Source organism: Bacillus sp. JNUCC-22 (genome assembly GCF_018861275.1).
GTDB lineage: Bacteria > Bacillota > Bacilli > Bacillales > Bacillaceae > Bacillus > Bacillus velezensis.
Window position 1 is genome coordinate 3,519,254 of record NZ_CP076408.1, and the last position, 22,726, is coordinate 3,541,979.

20 protein-coding genes and 1 pseudogene are annotated in these 22,726 nt (G+C 47.0%); 4 read left to right on the forward strand and 17 right to left on the reverse strand.

The features are described 5' to 3' along the window. Nucleotides 1–32: 32 nt before the first annotated feature. The 11 genes and pseudogenes from JNUCC22_RS17265 to spo0F form a co-directional block, all read right to left on the reverse strand. Nucleotides 33–989 (reverse strand): AEC family transporter, encoded by a 957-nt coding sequence (locus JNUCC22_RS17265; protein WP_007407608.1) that lies wholly within the window; start codon nt 987–989, stop codon nt 33–35. 86 nt (nt 990–1,075) lie between these two features. Then, nucleotides 1,076–2,773, reverse strand: coding sequence for an oxaloacetate-decarboxylating malate dehydrogenase (malS, locus tag JNUCC22_RS17270; RefSeq protein WP_042635562.1), 1,698 nt, complete (start codon nt 2,771–2,773; stop codon nt 1,076–1,078). A 283-nt stretch (nt 2,774–3,056) separates the two neighbouring features. Then, on the reverse strand, nt 3,057–3,641 hold the full coding sequence (locus JNUCC22_RS17275; RefSeq protein ID WP_007614390.1) for a thymidine kinase: 585 nt from the start codon (nt 3,639–3,641) through the stop codon (nt 3,057–3,059). An 84-nt stretch (nt 3,642–3,725) separates the two neighbouring features. Continuing rightward, the gene (rpmE, locus tag JNUCC22_RS17280) at nt 3,726–3,926 is read right to left on the reverse strand and encodes a 50S ribosomal protein L31 (protein ID WP_003151132.1); all 201 of its coding nucleotides are present in this window, start codon (nt 3,924–3,926) and stop codon (nt 3,726–3,728) included. A gap of 121 nt (nt 3,927–4,047) precedes the next feature. Then, the gene (gene rho, locus JNUCC22_RS17285) at nt 4,048–5,334 is read right to left on the reverse strand and encodes a transcription termination factor Rho (RefSeq protein ID WP_003151107.1); all 1,287 of its coding nucleotides are present in this window, start codon (nt 5,332–5,334) and stop codon (nt 4,048–4,050) included. 99 nt (nt 5,335–5,433) lie between these two features. Then, nucleotides 5,434–5,539 (reverse strand): annotated as a pseudogene (locus tag JNUCC22_RS19570) (hypothetical protein); the annotation flags it as partial. Between the two features lie 201 nt (nt 5,540–5,740). Continuing rightward, the gene (gene glpX, locus JNUCC22_RS17290) at nt 5,741–6,706 is read right to left on the reverse strand and encodes a class II fructose-bisphosphatase (RefSeq protein WP_003151105.1); all 966 of its coding nucleotides are present in this window, start codon (nt 6,704–6,706) and stop codon (nt 5,741–5,743) included. A gap of 33 nt (nt 6,707–6,739) precedes the next feature. Next, nucleotides 6,740–8,029 (reverse strand): UDP-N-acetylglucosamine 1-carboxyvinyltransferase, encoded by a 1,290-nt coding sequence (locus tag JNUCC22_RS17295; protein WP_007407612.1) that lies wholly within the window; start codon nt 8,027–8,029, stop codon nt 6,740–6,742. Nucleotides 8,030–8,338: 309 nt separating this feature from the next. Beyond that, nucleotides 8,339–8,977: a fructose-6-phosphate aldolase gene (fsa, locus tag JNUCC22_RS17300; protein WP_007407613.1), complete on the reverse strand. Its 639-nt coding sequence runs from the start codon at nt 8,975–8,977 to the stop codon at nt 8,339–8,341. 118 nt (nt 8,978–9,095) lie between these two features. Next, nucleotides 9,096–9,953 carry a class II fructose-bisphosphate aldolase gene (locus JNUCC22_RS17305; RefSeq protein WP_003151102.1) on the reverse strand — a complete coding sequence of 286 codons (858 nt, stop codon included), beginning with the start codon at nt 9,951–9,953 and terminating at the stop codon, nt 9,096–9,098. 175 nt (nt 9,954–10,128) lie between these two features. Beyond that, nucleotides 10,129–10,503, reverse strand: a complete 375-nt coding sequence (spo0F, locus tag JNUCC22_RS17310; protein WP_012118670.1) for a sporulation initiation phosphotransferase Spo0F — start codon at nt 10,501–10,503, stop codon at nt 10,129–10,131. 164 nt (nt 10,504–10,667) lie between these two features. Between spo0F and JNUCC22_RS17315 the strand changes: the two genes are divergently transcribed. Continuing rightward, a complete protein-coding gene (locus tag JNUCC22_RS17315; RefSeq protein WP_072589663.1) occupies nt 10,668–11,189 on the forward strand; it encodes a DUF2529 domain-containing protein in 522 nt (173 codons plus the stop codon). Nucleotides 11,190–11,236: 47 nt separating this feature from the next. On the opposite strand, the gene pyrG is transcribed toward JNUCC22_RS17315, so the two are convergent. The 3 genes from pyrG to JNUCC22_RS17330 form a co-directional block, all read right to left on the reverse strand. Continuing rightward, a complete protein-coding gene (gene pyrG / locus JNUCC22_RS17320) occupies nt 11,237–12,844 on the reverse strand; it encodes a glutamine hydrolyzing CTP synthase (RefSeq protein ID WP_003151098.1) in 1,608 nt (535 codons plus the stop codon). Nucleotides 12,845–13,084: 240 nt separating this feature from the next. Then, nucleotides 13,085–13,612, reverse strand: coding sequence for a DNA-directed RNA polymerase subunit delta (gene rpoE / locus JNUCC22_RS17325; RefSeq protein WP_007407616.1), 528 nt, complete (start codon nt 13,610–13,612; stop codon nt 13,085–13,087). Between the two features lie 227 nt (nt 13,613–13,839). Continuing rightward, nucleotides 13,840–15,948 carry a (Fe-S)-binding protein gene (locus tag JNUCC22_RS17330; RefSeq protein WP_003151094.1) on the reverse strand — a complete coding sequence of 703 codons (2,109 nt, stop codon included), beginning with the start codon at nt 15,946–15,948 and terminating at the stop codon, nt 13,840–13,842. Nucleotides 15,949–16,086: 138 nt separating this feature from the next. On the opposite strand from JNUCC22_RS17330, the gene cls (JNUCC22_RS17335) reads away from it, so the two are divergent. The 3 genes from cls (JNUCC22_RS17335) to JNUCC22_RS17345 all read left to right on the forward strand — a co-directional run bounded on the left by cls (JNUCC22_RS17335) (nt 16,087) and on the right by JNUCC22_RS17345 (nt 18,602). After that, nucleotides 16,087–17,286, forward strand: a complete 1,200-nt coding sequence (cls, locus tag JNUCC22_RS17335; RefSeq protein WP_072589664.1) for a cardiolipin synthase — start codon at nt 16,087–16,089, stop codon at nt 17,284–17,286. 12 nt (nt 17,287–17,298) lie between these two features. Beyond that, nucleotides 17,299–18,261: a UV DNA damage repair endonuclease UvsE gene (gene uvsE, locus JNUCC22_RS17340; protein ID WP_072589665.1), complete on the forward strand. Its 963-nt coding sequence runs from the start codon at nt 17,299–17,301 to the stop codon at nt 18,259–18,261. A gap of 68 nt (nt 18,262–18,329) precedes the next feature. Further along, nucleotides 18,330–18,602 carry a hypothetical protein gene (locus tag JNUCC22_RS17345; protein WP_072589666.1) on the forward strand — a complete coding sequence of 91 codons (273 nt, stop codon included), beginning with the start codon at nt 18,330–18,332 and terminating at the stop codon, nt 18,600–18,602. 70 nt (nt 18,603–18,672) lie between these two features. On the opposite strand, the gene JNUCC22_RS17350 is transcribed toward JNUCC22_RS17345, so the two are convergent. The 3 genes from JNUCC22_RS17350 to JNUCC22_RS17360 all read right to left on the reverse strand — a co-directional run bounded on the left by JNUCC22_RS17350 (nt 18,673) and on the right by JNUCC22_RS17360 (nt 22,705). Continuing rightward, a complete protein-coding gene (locus JNUCC22_RS17350) occupies nt 18,673–20,397 on the reverse strand; it encodes an ABC transporter ATP-binding protein (protein WP_072589667.1) in 1,725 nt (574 codons plus the stop codon). 80 nt (nt 20,398–20,477) lie between these two features. Beyond that, nucleotides 20,478–21,980, reverse strand: coding sequence for a cardiolipin synthase (cls, locus tag JNUCC22_RS17355; RefSeq protein WP_014419119.1), 1,503 nt, complete (start codon nt 21,978–21,980; stop codon nt 20,478–20,480). Nucleotides 21,981–22,075: 95 nt separating this feature from the next. Beyond that, nucleotides 22,076–22,705, reverse strand: coding sequence for a YitT family protein (locus JNUCC22_RS17360; RefSeq protein WP_015418430.1), 630 nt, complete (start codon nt 22,703–22,705; stop codon nt 22,076–22,078). Nucleotides 22,706–22,726: the final 21 nt, after the last annotated feature.

Here is a 22,726-nt window from a genome sequence, read left to right on the forward strand (position 1 = left end):
CAAAAAAGCTCCCTGAAACAGGGAGCTTTTCATTATGCAGTCAGCGCAATGATGATCGGCAGTGAGATGAGAGATAAAATCGCACTGATCACGAACGCGGACGCAGTTTCTTCCTCTTGTTTTTCGAAACGTGTGGCAATCATCGCCGCTACCGCAGATCCAGGGAATGCAACGAGCAATACCGCTTTAGTGATCTGGTCAGCCGGAAGTCCGACTGCAAGAGCGATCAAGTACATCAGCGCAGGCTGAACGGCAACTTTTAACAAAGCGATACCGAAAGCCGGCAGACTGAGCTTAATGTTGCGGATACCGACAGTTACACCGACGGCGAAGAGCGCAACACCTGATGTTGTGCTTCCGAGCTGATCAAGCATTTTTTCTCCCAAGCCAGGGAGTGTTACACCGCAGAGTACCAGAATGATACTGATAAGCGGTGCAGCCGCAAGCGGTTCGGAAAGACCGTGAAGAATAGACTTACCAGTCATTTTCCAGAAGTTCTCGTTTTCAGTGTCTTTTTTCTTAGATGACTCACCGACAGTAGCGATAATGATCGCAAGCGGGTCAAGGATGGCGTTAACCACGATACCCGTAACGGCGATAGGAATCGCTACTTCGCTTGCTCCGAATAAGCTTCCTAGTACGGGAATACCCATAAAAGCAAATGTCGGTTGTGCAGAGTTTAAAGAAAATACAGATGAATTCGTTAAATCATACTTGAAGATAAATTTGCAAACCAACAGAATGACGATAAAGAATCCGACAATCCCAATGATCAAAGCGACCATCAAAGGAACCTGTGATAAAAACGCACTTCTTGAAGTGGTTAAAATACTTGCGATAAAATGCGCCGGAAGCGCGTACTTCGTAACTAAGGTGCTTACCCCTTTTGCTGACTTCGCGTCATAACTTCCGAAGCGACCTGCGAACCATCCCAGCACGATCACGAAAAAGATCGGCGCCAGGAGGATTAAAATATCTAAGAAGCTCAAAATGTTCTCCTCCAAATCCTTAATGTCCGTATACTTTAGCCTTTACATAAAAGCTTTCCCTCGGACTGTAAAATTAATCGTAAAAATTATTTAGCGACAACTTGTTTATATTGCGGTTTCCACATTGCATCAAGAACGGCTTGTTCTACATTTTCAGGAATGCGGTTTGCCACGCCTTCTTTAATGGCAGTTTCCGCTACGGCGATCGCAACTTTAATTGAAACTTCTTGTAAGTCGCTCATGCTCGGCAGAAGGCCTGCACCCGGTGTTTCAAAATCAACGCTTTCTGCGATTGCGTCAGCAGTTGCCGCAAACATTGCAGGAGTAATCACTTTCGCTTCTACAACGATTGAACCGAGACCAAGTCCAGGGAACGCGAATGCGTTGTTAGATTGTCCGATTTCATGAGAAATGCCATTGTACTCTACATTGTCAAACGGGCTTCCTGTCGCCACAAGCACTTTGCCGTCAGTCCATTTGAAAAGATCGCTAGGAACGGCTTCAGCAAGCGGTGTCGGGTTAGACATCGGCATGATGACCGGACGCTCAACGTGTTTTGCCATTTCTTTGACGATTTCTTCACTGAACGCGCCGCTTTGGCCTGATGTACCGATTAAGATTGTCGGTTTCGCTTGACGGATCACTTCAATGAAAGGAATTTGTCCATTTTCATCGCGTTTCCAATCTTTAATTTCTTCAGCTGTGCGCAGGTACGGCTCTTGGAAATCAAGAATGTTTTCCATACCTTCAATTAACAAGCCTCTGTAATCCATTGTGTAGAACGCTTTGTTGGCTTCTTCTTCAGAAAGACCGGCAAGCACCATAGTGTCGCGGATTTGGTCAGCGATTCCGATTCCGGCAGATCCCGCACCGAAGACAACCACACGCTGGTCTTTAATAGACGCGCCTGTTTTCTTCATAGCCGCAAGCACACCTGCAAGCGTAATCGCGCCTGTTCCTTGAATGTCATCATTGAATGTAAGAATTTCATGGTTGTATTTCTTCATGATATTGCGCGCGTTTTTGTTTCCAAGGTCTTCCCAGTGAAGAAGGGCTTTAGGGAAATATTTAAGCGCAGCTTTTACATAAGCGTCAACGAAAGCTTCGTAACGTTCGCCTTGGATACGTTCATGGCGGTTACCGATGTATAAAGGATCGTTCAGAAGTTTTTCATTGTTCGTACCGACGTCAAGAACGACAGGAATAACACGGCTTGGGTCAATACCGGCGGCAGCTGTGTATACCGCTAATTTACCGATGGCGATGTTGATACCGCCTACACCCCAGTCACCGATTCCGAGGATGCTTTCTGAGTCTGTCGCAACGATCAGATCAATATCTCCGGCAGTGGCATGAAGGTTTTCAAATGCCTCTTCAATCCCTTCCACGTTGTCGATAGAAAGGTAAATCCCTTGAGGTCTTCTGTACTCATGGCTGTATTCTTGAATCGCTTCACCGACAGTCGGTGTGTAAACAACCGGCAGCATTTCACGAAGATGGTTTTGAAGCAATTTAAAGAAAAGAACTTCGTTACGGTTTTGCAAATCATTCAAATACACGTTTTGGCGAAGGCGGTCCGGCTGAGCTTGAAACTGCTCGTATGCGCGTTTTGCCTGCTCATCAAGAGACAGAATTGTCGGAGGAAGCAGCCCGTCTAATCCAAGGCTTTTTCTTTCTTCTGCTGAAAACGCAACACCTTTATTTAAAGTAGGGATAGATAGAACTTCTTTTCCTCTTAAAGTAGTTTCTAAGTTGCCTTCCTTCGTTACTTTAATATTATTCAAGAAAATCTCCTTCTTTCTTCAAATAGTTAACAAAGTTAAGTAATTACCCATTTTGGCTAGTGTGATCGCGATCTGCTATATCTTTTTTTGACAATTATTCGAACAATGTCTCATAACTATTTACATTACTTAGTCATTTTATGCCTGTAAAAATGAAAATTCAAGAGATGAAAATTACTTAATTTTTTCATACTCTTTTTTAAGTTATTTAACTACAATTTTTGAAAAAACGTCAAAAAAACACCGGATTTTTTACCGGTGTTTTCATGAAAAGGGTTATTTATCAGTCTGTTTTTTTCGGCACTTCGTGATGATGTCTGCATCTCGCTTCGTATGACTCCGATGCGCCGACTAAAATGACCGGATCATCATAGGAAGCGGGCTTCCCGTCAATCAAACGCTGCGTACGGCTTGCCGGCGACCCGCAAACGGAGCAGACCGCCTGCAGCTTCGTCACCGATTCGGCAACCGCCATCAGATTCGGCACCACGCCGAAAGGCTCTCCCCGGAAATCCATATCAAGTCCGGCCGCGATGACACGATAGCCTTTATCCGCAAGCGAGGATAAGTCGCCGATGATCGATTCGCCGAAAAACTGCACCTCATCTACCGCGATGACGTCCGTGCTTTCACTGATATGATCCCATATTTCAGCCGAAGACGAGATGACGTGGCTTGTCATGGATGTGCCGTTGTGAGAAACGACGGCCTCCTCACTGTAGCGATTATCAATGGCAGGTTTGAACACCTTGACCTCCTGCTTCGCATATGTCGCTCTTTTCACTCTGCGGATCAGCTCTTCTGATTTCCCAGAGAACATGCTGCCGCATATCAGCTCAAGCCATCCGCTTTGCTTCATTATGTACATAGGCTATCCGCTCCCCTTTTTTTCCTGTTTATGGACATAAAAAACAGGCAAGAAGCAATTCTTGCCTGCCTGTAAAATCTATTATTACTTAAGACCGTATTTTTTGTTAAAGCGATCAACACGACCATCAGCAGAAGCGAATTTTTGACGTCCAGTGTAGAATGGGTGGCATTCAGAGCAAATCTCAACGCGTACCTCTTCTTTTACTGAGCCTGTTTCAAATTCATTTCCGCAAGCGCATTTAACTGTTGCTTTTTTGAAATTAGGATGAATTCCTGCTTTCATTGTATCCATCTCCTTCCGCCCTGAATCCCGTGTGGAAACAGAGTTATTATTCCGGAGTAATCCGGAACGCATATGAGAGAATTATATCAGTCATTTACTGCATTTGCAAATACATTTTTTATCAGCGGCGGGCTGATGATGAAAGGTTTGCCTGCTTCCATTCTTGGTTGATCAGATCGAAGAATTCCTGATTCGTTTTTGTTTTTTTCATTTTTCTCATAAACTTCTCTGCGAAGTCCGGAGAATCAGACATCGATTTGCGGATCGCCCATAGACGGTCAAGATGCTCTTTCGGCACGAGCAGCTCTTCCTTCCGTGTGCCGGAGCGGCGGATATCGATCGCCGGGAAAATCCGTCTTTCCGCAAGAGAACGGTCAAGGTGAAGCTCCATGTTACCCGTTCCTTTAAACTCTTCATAGATGACGTCATCCATCCGGGAGCCCGTGTCTACGAGCGCCGTCGCCAAAATGGTCAGACTGCCGCCCTCTTCAATGTTTCTCGCGGCACCGAAAAAGCGCTTCGGACGATGGAACGCAGCCGGGTCAATCCCGCCGGAAAGCGTACGTCCGCTTGGCGGGATAACGAGGTTGTAGGCCCGTGCCAGGCGGGTAATGCTGTCCATCAGAATGATAACGTCTTTTTTATGTTCAACGAGACGCATCGCCCGTTCAAGCACAAGCTCCGCTACCTTAATGTGATTTTCCGGCACTTCATCGAACGTCGAGCTGACGACATCGCCCGCTACGGAACGTTCAATATCCGTTACTTCTTCCGGTCTTTCATCAATTAAGAGAACGATCAATTCAGCGTCAGGCTGATTTGTCGTAATGCTGTTAGCGATTTCTTTTAACAGCATGGTTTTACCGGCTTTCGGCGGCGCCACGATCAGACCGCGCTGGCCGAAACCGACGGGAGCCATCATATCGAGAATTCTTGTTGAGAGATAATTCGGTTTCGTCTCAAGCACCATTTGGCGGTCCGGATAAAGCGGAGTCAGCGCAGGAAAATGGACGCGCTCTTTCGCAGATTCCGGATCATCTCCATTTACCGCTTCAACGTGCAAAAGTCCGTAATAGCGTTCGTTTTCTTTCGGCGGACGCACCTTGCCGGATACTTTGTCACCGTTTCTTAAATCAAAGCGGCGGATCTGGGAAGCAGAAATGTAGATGTCTTCTGAGCTTGGCGAGTAATTAATCGGTCTGAGGAAGCCGAATCCTTCCGATTGGATGATTTCGAGCACGCCTTCCATAAACAGAAGATCCTCCTGCTCGGCGTTGGCTTTCAGAATGGCAAAGATTAATTCTTTTTTAGTCAGTTTGCTGTAGTAGGAGATTTTATAATGTCTGGCCAGTTCATATAGTTCTTTTAATTTCATATTTTCCAAAGAGGAAATAGATACGTCTTTCATAAAAACACCACGCTTTTCATAGTCAATGTATTGCTGTTTTCATTCAAATCGGCTGCTTCGCATGATTCCGCCAAAGCACATTCTTTTATAAAACGTTCAGGAACTTCTATCGGTAACACTTCCACCCATGATCGGCGCTTTTTTAAAAAAGGAATGTCTTAATGAGTTTTGAAGGAAGCGAGGACAAAAACTTGAGAAGATCAATATTTATATCGTCTGTATGCGGTAGAATTTGAAAATTTCCCAGTACTCAAAAGAAGGAATGACACAGAAAAATCGCAGCACTCTTTATTTTTACCTCATTTCAAAAAATTATTCAACTTAAATAATGCTTTGACATATAAATGATAGGGTTGACTCTTTATTGCAAAAGAAAAGCGGGACTTTCCGTCCCGCTTTTCTCTATTTATGGCCGGATCACAAGATTTGGTTTTTTCTTCAGGCTGTGTCTTCCGTCAACGAATCGGACCGTTCCTGATTTCGCCCGGATGACCAGACTTTCAGTCGTGCCGACGGAGCCTTTGAACTGAACGCCTTTCAGCAGCTCTCCGTCCGTGACGCCCGTTGCGGCAAAAATGGCGTCATCCCCTCTCACAAGGTCCTCCATCCGGAGCACTTTGGATACATCAAGGCCCATTCGCTCACAGCGGGCCTGCTCTTCCGCACTTTGCGGCAGAAGCCTGCCGATGATTTCGCCGCCGAGCGCTTTTAACGCAACGGCAGACAGCACGCCTTCAGGAGCCCCGCCTGAACCGAAGAGAATGTCTACTCCCGTATGGTCAAAGGCCGTATTGATGGCGCCCGCGACATCACCGTCGTTGATCAGTTTGATTCTGGCGCCCGCCTCACGCAATTCAGAGATGATTTTTTCGTGTCTGTCACGATTTAAAATGGTTGCCACGACATCTTCAATGTCTTTGTTTTTCGCTTTCGCAACGGCTTTTAAGTTATCAATGACAGGCGCTTCAATATCGATGCAGCCTACCGCTTCAGGACCGACCGCGATTTTTTCCATATACATATCCGGGGCGTTCAGCAGTGTTCCATGGTCGGCGACCGCGATCACCGTCAGCGCATTCCAGCCGCCGCTCGCTACGATGTTTGTGCCTTCAAGAGGATCGACGGCGACATCGACGCGAGGGCCGTATCCGTTTCCGAGCTTTTCGCCGATGTAAAGCATCGGCGCTTCATCCATCTCGCCTTCCCCGATCACGACCGTGCCTTTCATCGGCACCGTGTCAAACACGTCACGCATTGCGCTTGTCGCCGCATCATCAGCTTCATCTTTTTTCCCGCGGCCCATCCATCTGGCAGATGCTAAAGCCGCCGCTTCAGTGACTCGAACCAATTCCATCGATAAGCTTCTTTCCATTTCAACACGATCTCCTCTCAAAAGTCCGCATTTCTATGAATTTTGGAGCTGTTCTATCTCTTCGTCCGTCAGCCTTTGCCGCCAGATTGTGGCGCCCAGACCTTCAAGTTTTTTCTCAAGATTGCTGTAGCCGCGGTCTAAATGCTCGAGACCGGTAATTTCGGTTACGCCGTCAGCCATGAGCCCGGCGACGACCAGACAAGCGCCTGCACGCAGATCGCTCGCCTTTACTTTTGCGCCCTGAAGCTCGGCCGGACCGGTGATAATGGCCGACCTGCCTTCCACTTTCATGTTGGCCCCCATCCGTCTCAGCTCATCTATATGTTTAAATCGGGCCGAGTAGATGGTGTCGGTTACGACGCTCGTGCCGCTGGCTCTCGTTAACAGAGATGTCATCGGCTGCTGAAGATCAGTCGGGAATCCCGGGTAAACAAGCGTTTTTACGTCGACCGGTTTTATCTGCTTCTGCCCGCCGAGCATAAGAAGCTGATCGTCACTCGTCTCAATGTGAAAACCCATTTCCCTGAGCTTCGCCGTTAAAGACTCCAGGTGAGTCGGTATGACATTATCAATAATGACTTCTTTCCCCATCGCGGCGCCGGCGATCATAAAGGTGCCCGCCTCAATTCTGTCCGGAATGATCGTATGCCTGCATCCGTGCAGCTCTTTTACGCCGTCGATTCTGATTACATTGGTTCCCGCACCTTTGATCTTTGCGCCCATGCTGGTGAGCAATGTGGCAACATCAATAATCTCAGGTTCCTTGGCGGCGTTTTCTATCACGGTTTTACCTTCAGCCAGTACAGCGGCAAGCATGATATTGATCGTCGCTCCGACGCTGACGACATCTAAATAAATCCGTGCGCCTCTCAGCCTTTCGGCGCGCAGATAAATCGCGCCTTGTTCATTGGTGACTTCCGCCCCAAGCGCTTCAAACCCTTTGATGTGCTGGTCAATCGGCCGCGGCCCGAGATGGCATCCGCCCGGCAGTCCGATGACCGCCTGTTTGAAGCGGCCCAGCATCGCGCCCATTAAGTAATAGGAAGCGCGGAGTTTTTTCACTTTGCCGTTGGGAAGCGGCATGCTGATCATCGGGGAAGGGTCGACGACCATTTCTCCTTTTTCAAAATGGACGTTTCCGCCGATTTCTTTCAGCAGGTCACGCAGCGTTTCAATATCTGAGATCTCCGGAAGCCCTTCGATCGTTACTTCGGAATTTGCCAGAATGGTTGCGGGTATCAATGCGACGGCGCTGTTTTTCGCGCCGCTGATATGTACGGTTCCGTTTAACGGATCGCCGCCGGCAATATTCAACTTTTCCATGATAGTCTCCTTCCATAAGAAGATAGCTGCGGAGCGTAAATAAAATGGCATTTTATTCTGTCTCTGCAAATAAAGCTCTTGTCCAAAATGTAGCCAATTCGAAGAGAAAGAATACAAGGACATTATAAAATAACAGGAAGAAAATAGCGAAGCTTTGCGGGGCATTTTTAACACAGGATGCACAGAGGCCCGCCGGGTTCACATTCCGGGGAAACACACTCTTCACTTTGATACTGAAGGCCCGCTGCCAAACAGGAAAACATAAGGGTGCGGCAAACGGATGCAACCGGTTTGCCGCCCTTTTCACCCTTATTTATTCCAGTCTGCCAAGAATTGCTCGATGCCTTTATCCGTTAACGGATGTTTCGCCAGCTGGTGAATGACTTTCAGCGGCATCGTACCGATATGTGCACCGCGTAAAGCGGCTTCAGTCACGTGCTGCGCATGACGGATGGAAGCTGCGATGATTTGTGTATCAATGTCATGAATGTCAAAAATCTGTCTTATTTCTGAAATCAGTTCAAGACCGTTATGGCCGATGTCATCCAGACGGCCTAAGAACGGAGATACATAAGTCGCCCCGGCTCTTGCCGCCAAAAGCGCCTGGTTGGCACTGAAGATGAGCGTTACGTTTGTTTTAATGTTCAGGTCGCTCAGCGCTTTTACGGCTTTTAACCCTTCAGACGTCATCGGGATTTTCACTGTGATATTCGGTGCGATTTTCGCAAGTTCTTTACCTTCTTCAATCATTTCTTCAGCATTCAGGGAAATGACTTCCGCGCTTACTGATCCGCTCACGACTTCCGTAATCTCACGAAGTCTGTCATGGAAAGACACGTCAGCTTCTTTCGCCACTAAACTAGGGTTTGTCGTAACTCCGGCAAGAACGCCAAGTTCATAAGCTTCTTTAATCTCGTCAATGTTTGCTGTATCAATGAAAAATAACATAAGGAAAGCCTCCCCAGTAATAAATTTTCAGAACTGTAAAACATGATTGCGCTTTCTAAAGGTAAGACATAAAACCGCCTGTCAATGCTGTCAGGCGGTTTATGGATGTTACATTGGATTAAGCTTGGTTTGAAGAACCGAACTCACGCATTTTGCCGATAACCGTTTCTTTGATCGCTTCACGAGCAGGTCCAAGATATTTACGAGGATCGTATTCGTTCGGCTTAGCTGCCAATGTTTCGCGGACAGCTTTTGCAGAAGAAATTTGGTTTTCAGTGTTTACGTTGATTTTAGCCGTACCAAGTGAGATTGATTTTTTAATGTCGGCAGTCGGAATTCCTGTACCGCCGTGAAGTACTAATGGAAGGCCGGTTGATTTGCCGATATCTTCCATTTCTTTGAAACCGAGGTTCGGTTCGCCTTTGTAAGGGCCGTGAACAGAACCCAGTGCAGGTGCAAGGCAGTCGATGCCAGTGCGCTCTACAAGTTCTTGACACTCTTTAGGGTCAGCATAGATTACGCCTTCAGCGATCACGTCATCTTCCTGTCCGCCTACAGTTCCAAGCTCAGCTTCAACTGAAACGCCGTGGAAATGAGCAAGCTCAACCACTTTAGCTGTAGTTGCTACGTTTTCCTCAAACGGGTGGTGAGATGCGTCGATCATTACAGAAGTGAAGCCTGCATGAATCGCTTTCGCACAAGATTCAAAGCTTGAACCGTGGTCTAAGTGAATGGCGACAGGAACTGTCACTTTGTATTCTTCCATAAGAGCTTTAACCATGGCAACCACTGTTTTGAAGCCGCCCATGTAGCGTCCCGCGCCTTCTGAAACACCAAGAATAACCGGGGATTTTTCCTCTTCTGCTGCTTGTAAAATAGCTTGAGTGAACTCAAGGTTATTTAGGTTAAATTGTCCAACAGCATATCCTTTTTCTTTAGCTGTATTCAACATTTCCGTCATTGAAACTAAAGGCATGTCGAAAGTCCTCCTTATGTAGCCTGATTTGCTTCTTCTCGAAAAAAGCTTTCCACCTATAGCATGACCATAAAAACCTGTCATATGTAAAACAACAGATCGCTTTTTCTCCATCTCTAGGATACCAACTTTTCGACAAATCGGCAACACAATGACATAATTGTTTCTAATTTTATTAATTCGATTTTAGAGGTAAATATTTTTTCACCGCGTCTCTGATCTCATCAATGTCAAAAGGTTTCGCAAAATGGGTCAGCGCTCCGAGCTCTTTTGATTCCTTAATCATATCGAGTTCTCCGTAAGCGGTCATGATAATGACGCGGATAGATTCGTCGATCATCTTCATGCGCTTGAGAATTTCGATTCCGTCCATGCCGGGGATTTTCATATCTAAAAGCACGAGATCGGGCCGTTCTTTCGTTACGATGTCCAGCGCTTGTATGCCGTTGGCGGCCTGAAACGTCTGGTACCCTTCTTTATGAAACACTTCATTGAGCAATATGCGTATACCGTATTGGTCATCTACGATTAAAATCTTTTCATTCATCATTTTACACCCCAATATTATCATTTTCGTCAAAAGGAAGCAGTTGTTTATGTATTCTGTTTGATTTTCACATTTCCTTTAATTATAATAGTCTACTTTCCGACATTTTCTGAGCATTTTCTCTTTTGTTGTATACTGTTCTTGTATGTGTAAAGGAGGTTTCACTCATGTTAAAGATATTTACGACGCAGCTTGCAGGCATTTTTTCCCGCATTCAGGATAAGGAATCCGAAGCAATAGAAGACGGCGCGCGCCTGCTGGCGCAGGCAGCCGTCAGCGGTCATACCATTTATTTATACGGCGCAAATGAGATGCAGGGCATTTTGTGCGAGGCGGAACTCGGCTCAGAACCGATGCCTTCCGTCGAAGCGTTTCCGGATACAGCTGATTCGATTACAGAAAGCGACAGGGTGCTGATGTTTTGTTCAGGTCCGGGCACGGCTGAAGAACAGGCGCTGGCTCAAAAGCTTTATGAAAAAGGGATCGGCCTCGTTGGCGTATCTCCTGTCATCAAAGATCAAACCGGGATTGAGGAATTTTGTGATGTTCATATTGACAGCAAATTAAAAATGCCGCTTCTGCCTGATGAAGACGGGACAAGATACGGCTTTCCTTCATTAATGACAGGCCTGTATGTCTATCACGCACTGTCCTTTACGTTAAAGGAAATGATGCAGGAATATGCCTGATGCAGAAAAAAGACTTGCCGCTTTTAAAGGAGGCAAGTCTTTTTTTATTACTTCTGTTCTGCAGCTTGTACGGAAGCGCCGATAAAGTCTTTGAATAAAGGCTGAGGTCTTGTCGGTCTTGATTTGAACTCAGGGTGGAACTGGCAAGCGACATACCAAGGATGGTCTTTCAGCTCGATGATTTCCACAAGACGGCCGTCAGGGCTTGTTCCTGAGAACACAAAACCGTTCTCTTCCATTTGCTGTCTGTATTCGTTGTTGAATTCATAACGGTGGCGGTGGCGTTCGTATACCACTTCATCCGCATACGCTTCGAAGGCTTTCGTGTCTTCCTGAAGCTTACAAGGGTACAGTCCGAGACGAAGCGTTCCTCCAAGATCCTCGACATCTTTTTGTTCCGGCAGAAGGTCGATGATCGGATAAGGAGTGGACGGATCGATCTCCGCAGAGTGAGCCCCTTCCAGACCTAATACGTTTCGCGCATATTCAATGGATGCAATCTGCATACCGAGGCAGATGCCGAAGAACGGAATTTTATTCTCACGCGCATACTTGGCGGCGATGATTTTCCCTTCTACGCCGCGGTCTCCGAAACCGCCGGGCACGATGATTCCGTCTGTGCCGCCAGTCAGCTCTTGAATATTGCTTTCTGTCACTTCTTCGGCGTTAATCCATTTGATCTTCACATCAGCGTCAAACGCATAGCCGGCGTGGCGCAGTGATTCAACGACTGAAATGTAAGCGTCCTGAAGCTCGACGTATTTACCGACGAGGCTGATTGTAATGGTTTTAGACAAGTTTTTCACTTTCGTGACAAGGTCTTTCCATTCCGTCATATCCGGGTCTTTGCATTCTAATTTCATATGATCGCAGACAAGCTTATCGAGTCCCTGCTCCTGAAGGTTAAGCGGGATGGAGTAAAGGTTGTCCGCATCTTCGCACTCGATGACCGCTTTCGTGTCAATATCGCAGAAGAGCGCAATTTTATCTTTCATATCTTGAGAAATCGGCATTTCCGTGCGCACGACGATGATATTAGGCTGAATACCGAGGCTTCTCAGCTCTTTTACGCTGTGCTGCGTCGGTTTTGTTTTCAGCTCGCCCGCCGCTTTGATGTACGGAACAAGCGTACAGTGAATGTACATCACGTTTTCGTGGCCGATGTCGCTTTTCATTTGACGGATGGCTTCAAGGAACGGAAGGGATTCGATGTCTCCCACTGTTCCGCCGATCTCAGTAATGACTACATCTGCGTTTGTTTCTTTGCCTGCACGATACACGCGGTCTTTCAGTTCATTTGTGATGTGCGGAATGACCTGAACCGTTCCGCCGAGGTAGTCCCCGCGGCGCTCTTTTTTCAATACGGCGGAATAAATTTTGCCGGTCGTCACGTTGCTGAATCTGTTCAGATTAATGTCAATGAACCGCTCATAATGCCCTAAGTCAAGGTCAGTCTCAGCGCCGTCATCGGTAACGAATACCTCACCGTGCTGGTACGGGCTCATCGTTCCCGGGTCAACGTTGATATAAGGGTCAAATTTTTGGATGGTGACGCTCATGCCTCTGTTTTTCAACAGGCGGCCAAGTGACGCAGCCACAATTCCTTTTCCGAGTGATGATACAACTCCCCCGGTTACAAAAATATATTTCGTCATTTCGTTTGCTCCTCTCTTCGGTCTGCGCTACATTCCTTAAAATGTGCCGTTTTATAGAAAATCATTTCACTAAAAACAAATGATGTGTAAAAGAATTTGGGAGATGAAAATAAGAAAGCTCCCTTTCAATTTCTTGAAAGGGAGCGTAGCACTCTTATGAATTCTCTTCTTTTTGAAGAGCCCAAAATACATACTACATAGTTCGACAATGAAAGTCAAGATCGTTTTGCTGATATAAAATCAGTCTTTGCGATCCTCTTCCTCATCATCATAATCTTCCTCATCTTCTTCAATCATCTCGTCTTCGATCTCAAGCTCGTCGTCATCTTCTTCATCGATATCTTCGTCGTCAAAGCTGTCTGCTTCAAGGTCAATATCTTCTTCTATTTCATCGAGATCGATGTCATCTTCGTCAACTTCCTCGAATTCATCAAGGTCGAGATCTTCCTCAACGACTTTTTTCGCTTTTTTCTTTTTCGCTTTTACAGTCGGCTGTGTTTCTTCGTCCAGCTGATCGTACGGATACCAGCTGCGAAGCCCCCACGTCTGGTCTGACAGAGCAATAAAGCGGCCGTCAATGTTCAGGTCTGTATAAAATTGGGCGATACGGTCGCCCAGTTCCTCTTTCGTAACACCGAGCAAGGAGATCATTTCATTCAGCAGCTCCTGAAACGGAACCGGTTTTTTATGTTCTGAGAAAATTTCGTGAGCGATTTCAACTAAAGCCATCTGCTTCAGCTGTTCCTGAGAATATTGTTTGATACTCAAGGTCGGACACTCCCTTTCTATTACTTATATGTATCTGTTTCTATCCTATAATAAGAACGAATTTGTATTGTTTTGTTCATAAACCATACCTCTCATTATAAACAAATTAAAACAGAATATGCTACCCTTAACAGCGTAATTTAAGAAATTTTAGAGCCGTCCCTTCATAAATCGGCTGATGTGCGAAAACAAAGCCGCCGGCATATGCGCCGGCGGCCCGCTTCTTTCTATAAAGACTCTTGTTTTTCGGCGCCGAATACAGACATGGCGAGCAATTCACTGACATCATAAGTGCCGATCGCGTCTTCGGCTTCTTTCGCTTTCGTACCGTCACCGAGCATGGTCAGACAGTAAGGACAGCCGGAGCTGATGACCGTCGGACTGACAGAAAGCGCCTGCTCAGTCCGGGCCGTGTTGATTCTCGCTCCCGTTTCTTCTTCCATCCACATGAGCCCTCCCCCGGCGCCGCAGCACATCCCGTTTTCGCGGCTGCGCTCCATTTCCTTCAATTGAACGCCCGGAATGGCTTTTAAGATCGCTCTCGGCGGCTCATACACTTCATTGTATCTTCCTAAATAGCACGAGTCATGGAAGGTAATCGTTTCATTCACCGGGTGAAGCGGTTTTAGTTTCCCCTGTGACACAAGCTCGGCTAATAATTCAGTATGATGATAGACTTCGGCCCGGAATCCGAAATCAGGATATTCATTTTTGAACATATTATAGGCGTGCGGATCAATCGTGACGATTTTTTTGATCCCGTGTTTTTCAAATTCGCCGATGTTGTGTTCCGCCAGCTCTTGGAACAGAAACTCGTTGCCCAAACGGCGCGGCGTATCGCCTGAGTTTTTTTCCTTATTGCCGAGAATCGCAAAGGATACGCCCGCTTCATTAAGCAGCTTTGCAAATGAGACGGCAATCTTTTGGCTCCTGTTATCGTAGGAACCCATTGAGCCGACCCAAAACAAATAGTCGAACTCTTTGTCTTGTTTTTTCATTTCTTTCACTGTCGGAATCTCTGTATCAGCCTGCTCCCTCCAGTTCTCGCGCTCTTTGCGGTTTAAGCCCCACGGGTTTCCCTGTCTTTCAATGCTTGTCATGGCCCGCTGCGCGTCGCTGTCCATCTTCCCTTCCGTAAGCACAAGATAACGGCGAAGATCGATAATTTTATCAACGTGTTCATTCATGACCGGACATTGATCCTCACAGTTGCGGCAAGTGGTGCACGCCCAAATCTCCTCTTCCGTGATGACCTCGCCGATTAAGCTCGGGTTGTAATCAATGGCTGCGGCCGCTTCACGCGATCCTCCCCCTGAGGAAGCCGCGGCGAGCTGATTCGCTTTCGTGTGCTGAAAAACGGGCGCGGGCACCCACGGAGATTTTGACGTCACGGCAGCGCCTTTTTCCGTCAAATGGTCTCTGAGCTTTAAAATGAGGTCCATCGGCGAGAGCATCTTGCCCGTACCGGAGGCCGGACACATATTTGTACAGCGGCCGCATTCGACGCAGGCGTAAAGGTCGACAAGCTGAGAGCGGCGGAAGTCTTCAATCTTTCCGACGCCGTAGCTTTCTTTCGTCTCATCGGTGAAATCGATTTTTTCCAGCTTTCCTTTTGAATCCAGCCTGCTGAGGAACACATTCGCCGGACCCGCAATTAAGTGCGCATGCTTTGATTGCGGCACGTACACTAAAAAGCTGAGCAAAAACAACAGATGAAGCCACCATGAAACATAAAACACGGCGGCCGCCGCCGGCGCTGAAAGACCGCCGAGCACAAACGCAATGGAGGAAGCGATCGGTTCCGTCCAAGACAGAGAATGATCGTGCCATAAAAGGTTCATGGCGTTCCCGAGAAGCACCGTCACCATCAGTCCGCCGATAAACAGCAGGACAAGCCCCGCTTTAAACCCGCGTTTCAGTCTGACGAGTTTTTCAATGTAGCGCCGGTAAAACGCCCAGACTACGGCGATTAAAATCAGAAACGTGACGATTTCCTGAAAAAAGGTAAACGCCGGATAAAGCGGACCGAACGGCAGATGGCGGTCAGGAAGCAGCCCTTTCAGAATAAAATCAATTGCGCCGAACTGAACGAGTATAAAACCGTAAAAAAACAGAACGTGGATGATGCCGCTCTTTTTATCTTTCAGCAGTTTTTTCTGTCCGAACACATTCACCCATATCTTCTGAAGACGTTCTTTCAGGCGTTTATCAAATTCTTCCCTTTGGCCGAGCTTAATATAAGCGATCCTCGTTCTGATCAGGTAAACGAATAAATAAACGGCGTAAGCGGTTACAGCTGAAAACAGCAGCGCGTTTACCATGAGAAATGCGTTCATCTTGTCTCCCCCTTTGTTCTGATACCCCTCTTCATTGTCATATCTTTACTTTATCATAAATAATGAATGAGTGTTCAGTCAATAATTAAATTCACATTCTCAGGGCACACTACGAATACTTCGGAAAGGAGCGTCGGTATGAAGGTCATTTTTGTGTTGCTTGTCATTTTTATCATATTGATCGCACTTATGCTGCTTGATATGCTGCTTGGCCGGGCGGCGTACAAAAAACAGGCGTATGAGCCCGTTTTTGACCCGAAAAAGAGTGATATCACACTCATTCACTGCGGCAGCGAGCTTGTGCGGCAGATGACGGCCGATATCCGCCAAGCCGTCTCTTCTATTCATATGATGTTTTTTATTATGAAGAACGACCAAGTCAGCCATGAGATGTTTGATTTATTGAAAGAAAAGGCCCAGGCCGGCGTCTCCGTATATCTGTTGCTCGATTGGGCGGGCAGCCGCCAAGTGAAAAAGCCTTCCATTCAAACGATGAAAAAAGCCGGCGTTCACGTTCATTTTCTAAATAAACCGGCATTTCCGTTTCTATTTTTCAGGCTGCAAAAACGGAATCACCGGAAAGTGACCGTCATTGACGGCAAAATCGGCTATGTCGGCGGTTTTAATATCGCTGAAGAGTACCTCGGCAAAAAAGCGAAGTTCGGAAACTGGGAGGATTATCACCTGCGGATGACCGGAGAAGGCACGGCGGATCTTCAGACTCTTTTTGTAAGCGATCTGAAACGAAACACCGGAAAAGCACCCGGATCACCCGGGGTTTATCCGGCATTATCCGAAGGGAATATCTCTCATAGGACATATGCGTCTGACGGTTTTTCGCTTGAATCGCATTATGAAAACTGCATCCGTAAGGCGGAGAAAAAAATCATTATCGGCACGCCTTATTATGTACCGAGCAAAAAGCTTCAGGAAGCGCTTATTTCAGCCTGCCGAAAAGGCGTCAAAGTCATCTTGATCGTGCCGATGAAGTCAGACCACCCGCTCGTTCGGGAAACAGCTTTCACCTATTATCCCGAGCTTCTGAAGGCCGGCTGCCTCATCTATCGGTATTATCAAGGCTTTTATCATGTCAAAGCTTTCATTATTGATGACCGCATCAGCATTATCGGCACGCCGAATTTTGATAAACGGAGTCTGTTCTGGAATGAAGAGGTGAATGTCAGCATTCATGATGAAGCCTTTACAAAGGAAGTGCTTTCAACCATAAAGCAGGACATCGAAAAATCCGAGCTTCTCACATTAGAAAAAGTGAAACAGCGCTCCGTCAGACAGCTTCCTGCAGAATGGCTGGGAAAGGCCATATCTTACTTTTTATAAAGGAGAAACCATATGCTGTTCAGATTCGGATTCGTCGCAAACGCCATGTGCCTTTGGGACGCGTCCCCCGCAAAAACCTTAACATATGCGCGCTATACCAAGCTTTCCCGCAGTGAGCGGAAAGACGCCCTGCTTTCTGTGACGAAAGCAAATCTTACCAATACACTGCGCACCATCCACTATGTGGTCGGCCACGGCATCCCGCTGTACAGGTTCTCAAGCTCGATTGTGCCGCTCGCCACCCATCCGGATGTGCTGTGGGATTTTGTCACGCCGTTTCGCCAGGAGTTTCGTGAGATCGGCGGGCTGGTCAGAAAATATGATCTCAGAACGAGCTTTCATCCGAACCAATTCACGCTTTTTACAAGCCCGAAACAGGAGATTACCGCAAATGCGGTCAAGGATATGGCCTATCATTATGACATGCTGGACGCAATGGGTATCGCGAACCGTTCCGTCATCAACATCCATGTCGGAGGCGCTTACGGTGACAAACAAAGCGCGCTTGGCCGTTTCCGCGTGAATCTGAAAGAACTTCCCGATGTCATCAAACAGCGGATGACTTTAGAAAACGATGATAAAACATATACGTCCGAGGAAACACTCAGTGTATGTGAACAAGAAGACATTCCGTTTGTGTTTGATTATCACCATTTTTACGCCAATCCGACCGATGACGCTGATTTAGATGACATTCTTCCGCGGATGATCAAAACATGGCAGCGGATCGGCTTAAAGCCGAAGGTCCATCTCTCCTCGCCAAAATCAGAATCAGCCATACGCAGTCATGCGGACTATGTGGATGCGAATTTTATTCTGCCGGTGCTGGAGCGGTTCAGACAATGGGATACGGACATCGATTTTATGATTGAGGCGAAAGAGAAAGACCGGGCGCTGCTCCGGCTCGTCGAAGAATTAAGCGCCATCCGCGGAGTCAAACGCCTGGCGGGCGGAGTGCTGAAGTGGAAGGCATAACCAGGTTTATCACCCGTTTATATGGGGAATTTCCGAAATAACAGACCATCAGACGGAGGAGAAAACATATGAAAAACATTACATCTTTGAAAATAGCCGCTAAGAAGTTCACTTTACGAAACATGCTTCAGCTTTATCAGCTTTGCCACACGGGAGGTCACGAGCTGTATATCTACTCTAAAAAAACGATGTGCAAAATCAAAGATCTCATTGAGCTGGAAACGTTCAGAATGGCCCATAAAGAACAAGAATATTTAATTGTAGTGGAAGGAAAGAAAGCGGTGCAGGTTGTTGACCGTTTCAAACATATCATCGAACCTGCGCAAAAAGAAGCCCATTAAATACGGACTACATAAAAAAAGGATAGACAGGAGGCTGCCCGGCCCCCGCTCGTCTATCCTTTTTCTTTTATTAATGAATCAGCTCGCCGAATTGGGCCTGATGAAGTCTCTGGTACATGCCGCCGGATGCCAGCAGTTCCTTATGATGACCTTGTTCAGCGATGCCATCTTTCGTGACGACGACGATCCGGTCCGCATCCTTAATCGTAGCCAGCCGATGGGCGATCACAAGCGTTGTGCGTCCTTCAGACAGCTCTTGCAGCGATTTTTGAATGGCGGCTTCCGTTTCTGTATCGAGGGCTGATGTAGCCTCGTCTAAAATTAAGATCGACGGGTTTTTCAAAAACATTCTGGCGATGGAAAGCCGCTGCTTCTGCCCGCCTGACAGCTTCACGCCGCGCTCGCCGATCACCGTGTTTAAACCGTCGGGATACCCGTTTACCAAGTCCTCTAAATGCGCCTGGCGGACGGCCTGCCAGATTTCTTCCTCAGACGCGTCGAGCCGCCCGTAAGCAATGTTTTCCCGCAATGTGCCGGAAAACAGAAAGACATCCTGCTGGACGACGCCGATTTGTCCGCGCAATGATGACAGCGTCATGTCCTTAATATCGATTCCGTCGATGGAAATCACGCCTTCAGACGGCTCATAAAAGCGCGGCAGCAGACTTGTCAGCGTTGATTTTCCCGCTCCCGAAGGCCCGACGAATGCGACTGTCTCCCCGGCATGAATGGACAAATTGATTCCCGACAGAACAGGACTGTTTTCTTCGTAACCGAACGACACACCATCATAACGCATATTCCCTTTTAAACCGGACACATGTCTCGCGTTCGGGGCGTCCTTGATATCAGGCTCCGTTTCCAGTATTTCTATAAAGCTTTTAAAACCGGCAATGCCTCTCGGATACATCTCAATAATCGCGTTGATTTTATCAATCGGACGGAACAGAACGTTCGTCAGCAGCACAAAAGCGACGAATTCCCCGTAAGATAACGATCCGCGGATCACGAACCATGTGCCGCACAATAAGACGAACAGCGTGACGAATCTTGTCAGCATGTAACTGATCGAGCCGTTTTTCGCCATGATTTTATATGACGTCAGCTTTGTTTTGCGGAAACGCTGATTGTTCACGTCAAACCGCTGCGTTTCAAACGCTTCATTGCTGAAAGCCTGAACAAGACGGATGCCGCCGATATTGTTTTCAACCCTCGCGCTGAAGTCTCCGACGTCTTTGTTCAGTTTTGTAAACGCAGAGGTCATTTTTTTATTGAAATACAAAGCAAGCCAAATGACGACCGGCATAATGATAAAAGTCAACAGCGCGAGCTGCCAGTTAATAAACAGCATCACACCGAACGCGCCCAAAATCGTCATGATCGCGATAAACAGGTCTTCAGGCCCGTGGTGGGCGGTTTCTCCGATATACATCAAATCATTGGTGAGCTTGGACATTAAACTGCCCGTTTTGTTGTTATCGTAAAATTTGAACGAAAGCTTTTGCAGATGGTCGAAAAGCTTTTTCCGCATATCGGTTTCAATGTTAATGCCGAGCATATGGCCCCAATACGTCACAACATACTGAAGTGCCGAGCTGAGGGCGTAGACCCCGAATAAAGCAGCGGAAGTCAAAATAATCAGACTCCAATCCCGCCCCGGAAGCAATGTATCGATAAAGTAATTGACAATCAGAGGAAAACTCAGCTCCATTAATCCGCCGGCGATGGCAGAAAAGAAGTCGAGAAAAAACAGCTTTTTGTACGGTTTATAATAAGAAAAAAATTGTCGCAGCACGATTCCGTCCTCCTTGTGCCTCGTTCTTAATGATAATATTTCTCAATTATACTATACACAAGGAGTTTTAAAAGCGTTTTTTATAACACGCCGGAAAATAACCGTGCGAAGGATTCCTTCGTTCTTTCCCATAATGTGCGCTTATAGAAACGGACGGGGCTGATTTTTTCAGACTCCTTCATATCCTCCAGATAATGCGCTTCAAGATCTTTGATCGCCTCTTGATCTGTAAAAAAGACATTGACTTCAAAGTTCAGCTGAAAGCTTCTCATGTCCATATTCGCCGTCCCGACAGAGGCGAGGTTTCCGTCAGTGATGAGCACCTTTTGATGCATAAAGCCTTTTTGATAAGAATAGACTTCGATTCCTTCGCGAAGAAGCTCGGGGAAATACGATCTCGTTGCGTACTGGGTTAAAAATCCGTCATTGGTTTCCGGCACCATGACACGCACCCGGACGCCTCTGGCAGCAGCCTCCTTTAGCGCTGTGCGGATCGGCTCATTCGGCACGAAATAAGGCGTCGCGATCCATACAGACGATTCGGCCGCCGCTATCATGGCATAATACAGATCGCTCATCCGCTCCTTCATATCGGGGCCTGTCGGAACGACTTGATAGACGCCGCCGCTTTCTGCCGCAACCGGGCGGGTATATGCTTTCTGATCAATCAGCACCTCATCCGAAACGTATTCCCAATCAAGCATAAAAATGCTGTGGAGCGTCTGAACGATTTCTCCTTCGACTTTCATATGGGTGTCCCGCCAAAAGCCGACATCTTGGTCTTTGCCGATATACTCCTTGCCGACATTCAGCCCGCCGACAAAACCGACTTTCCCGTCAACGATGACGATCTTGCGGTGATTTCTGAAATTGAATTTTTGGTTGAAAAAACCGTATTTCAGCGGCAGAAACGGGACGATGTTCACGCCCGCGCGTTTCAGTTTTTTAATATCTTTTCCGGCCAGCTTCAGGCTGCCGGCCGCGTCGAACAAAAACCGCACTTCCACGCCTTGACGCGCCTTTTCCATCATAATGTCCATCATCTTGTGCCCGAGCATGTCTGATTTGAACATGTAATACTCAATATGTATAAATGACGCGGCCTCCCGGAGCGCCTCAAACAGCTCCGGAAATGTTTCGTCCCCGTTTTTGAGCACCTTCAGCCTGCTTTTTGTATTGATATTCATATGGGACGCCTTGATTGAATATTGAAAGAAACGCTTCTGATTTCCTTTCAGCCCGGTCAGGTCGGGAGTTTGTTCCATATCAAATATCGTTCTCAGCTTTTCCCGGTTGTATGTCCGTTTCGACCTGAACAGCTTGCCTTTTTCATAAAGCTGGCCGGAAAAAAGGTAAAATAAGTACCCGGCGATCGGAAAAAACACAAGAATATGAATCCATAACAGCGTGTGCTGCGAGGTGCGGTTTTCAAGAATTAACGAATAGATGCTGAACAAAATAATGCTTGCATAGCAAAGCACCCCTCCGTAAAACTCAAGCCTGGAAACCGGAAAAAACCATATGACATATGCTCCGATAAGCATCATATATAAAAAGCAAAATTCCAGTCTCCTTTTCAGCATCCCGACTCTCTCCCATCTGATCCGATATCTCTGTATACCCTCTGTTTTCCGGCCTGTAAACATATGAAAAAGCCTCTCCGCATGAGCGGAAAGGCTTATGATGAAGCTTCCTGTGATTGGCCGGGTGTGATGTTCTGAAGCAATGCCGGATTGAGCGAGCAGCTGCCTTTGATTTTATTTTTGAAGATGCCGATGATCAGACCGGTGACCGCTATCGACACTAAGGAGAAGAGCCCTTTCAGCAAACCGACGGAAAAAATGCCGGCCAGCACGACGCCAAAATCGAAGAGGAAATTAACGGCACCCGGATTCCATCCGCAGCGCTTTTGCAGAAATAAAGCGAGGATATTGGCGCCGCCAAGCGATGCCTGATGATAAAACATGAGCGACAGGCCGAACCCGATCAGCGCCCCGCCGCAAATCGCCCCGGCAAGCGGTGAAACAGAGACCGGCGGAAGCCAGTGATCCGCGCCAGTAAACAGAGTCAGTACTGTGACTGCAAAAACGGTGGATAGAGTGAATTTGATTCCCATTCTGATGAGAGAAAATATATAAAACGGGATATTGATCAGAAAGAAGATAATCGCAAACGAGGAATGAAACAAGTATGACAGGCTTAGTGACAGTCCCGCTGTGCCGCCGGTTAATACTTGAGAATGTCTGAGTGTCAGTACGCCGGCGCTTGTCATCAGACAGGCGGCTAAAATGAGGAAAATCCGCTTCATTCTTCACTCTCCTTTTGTTGA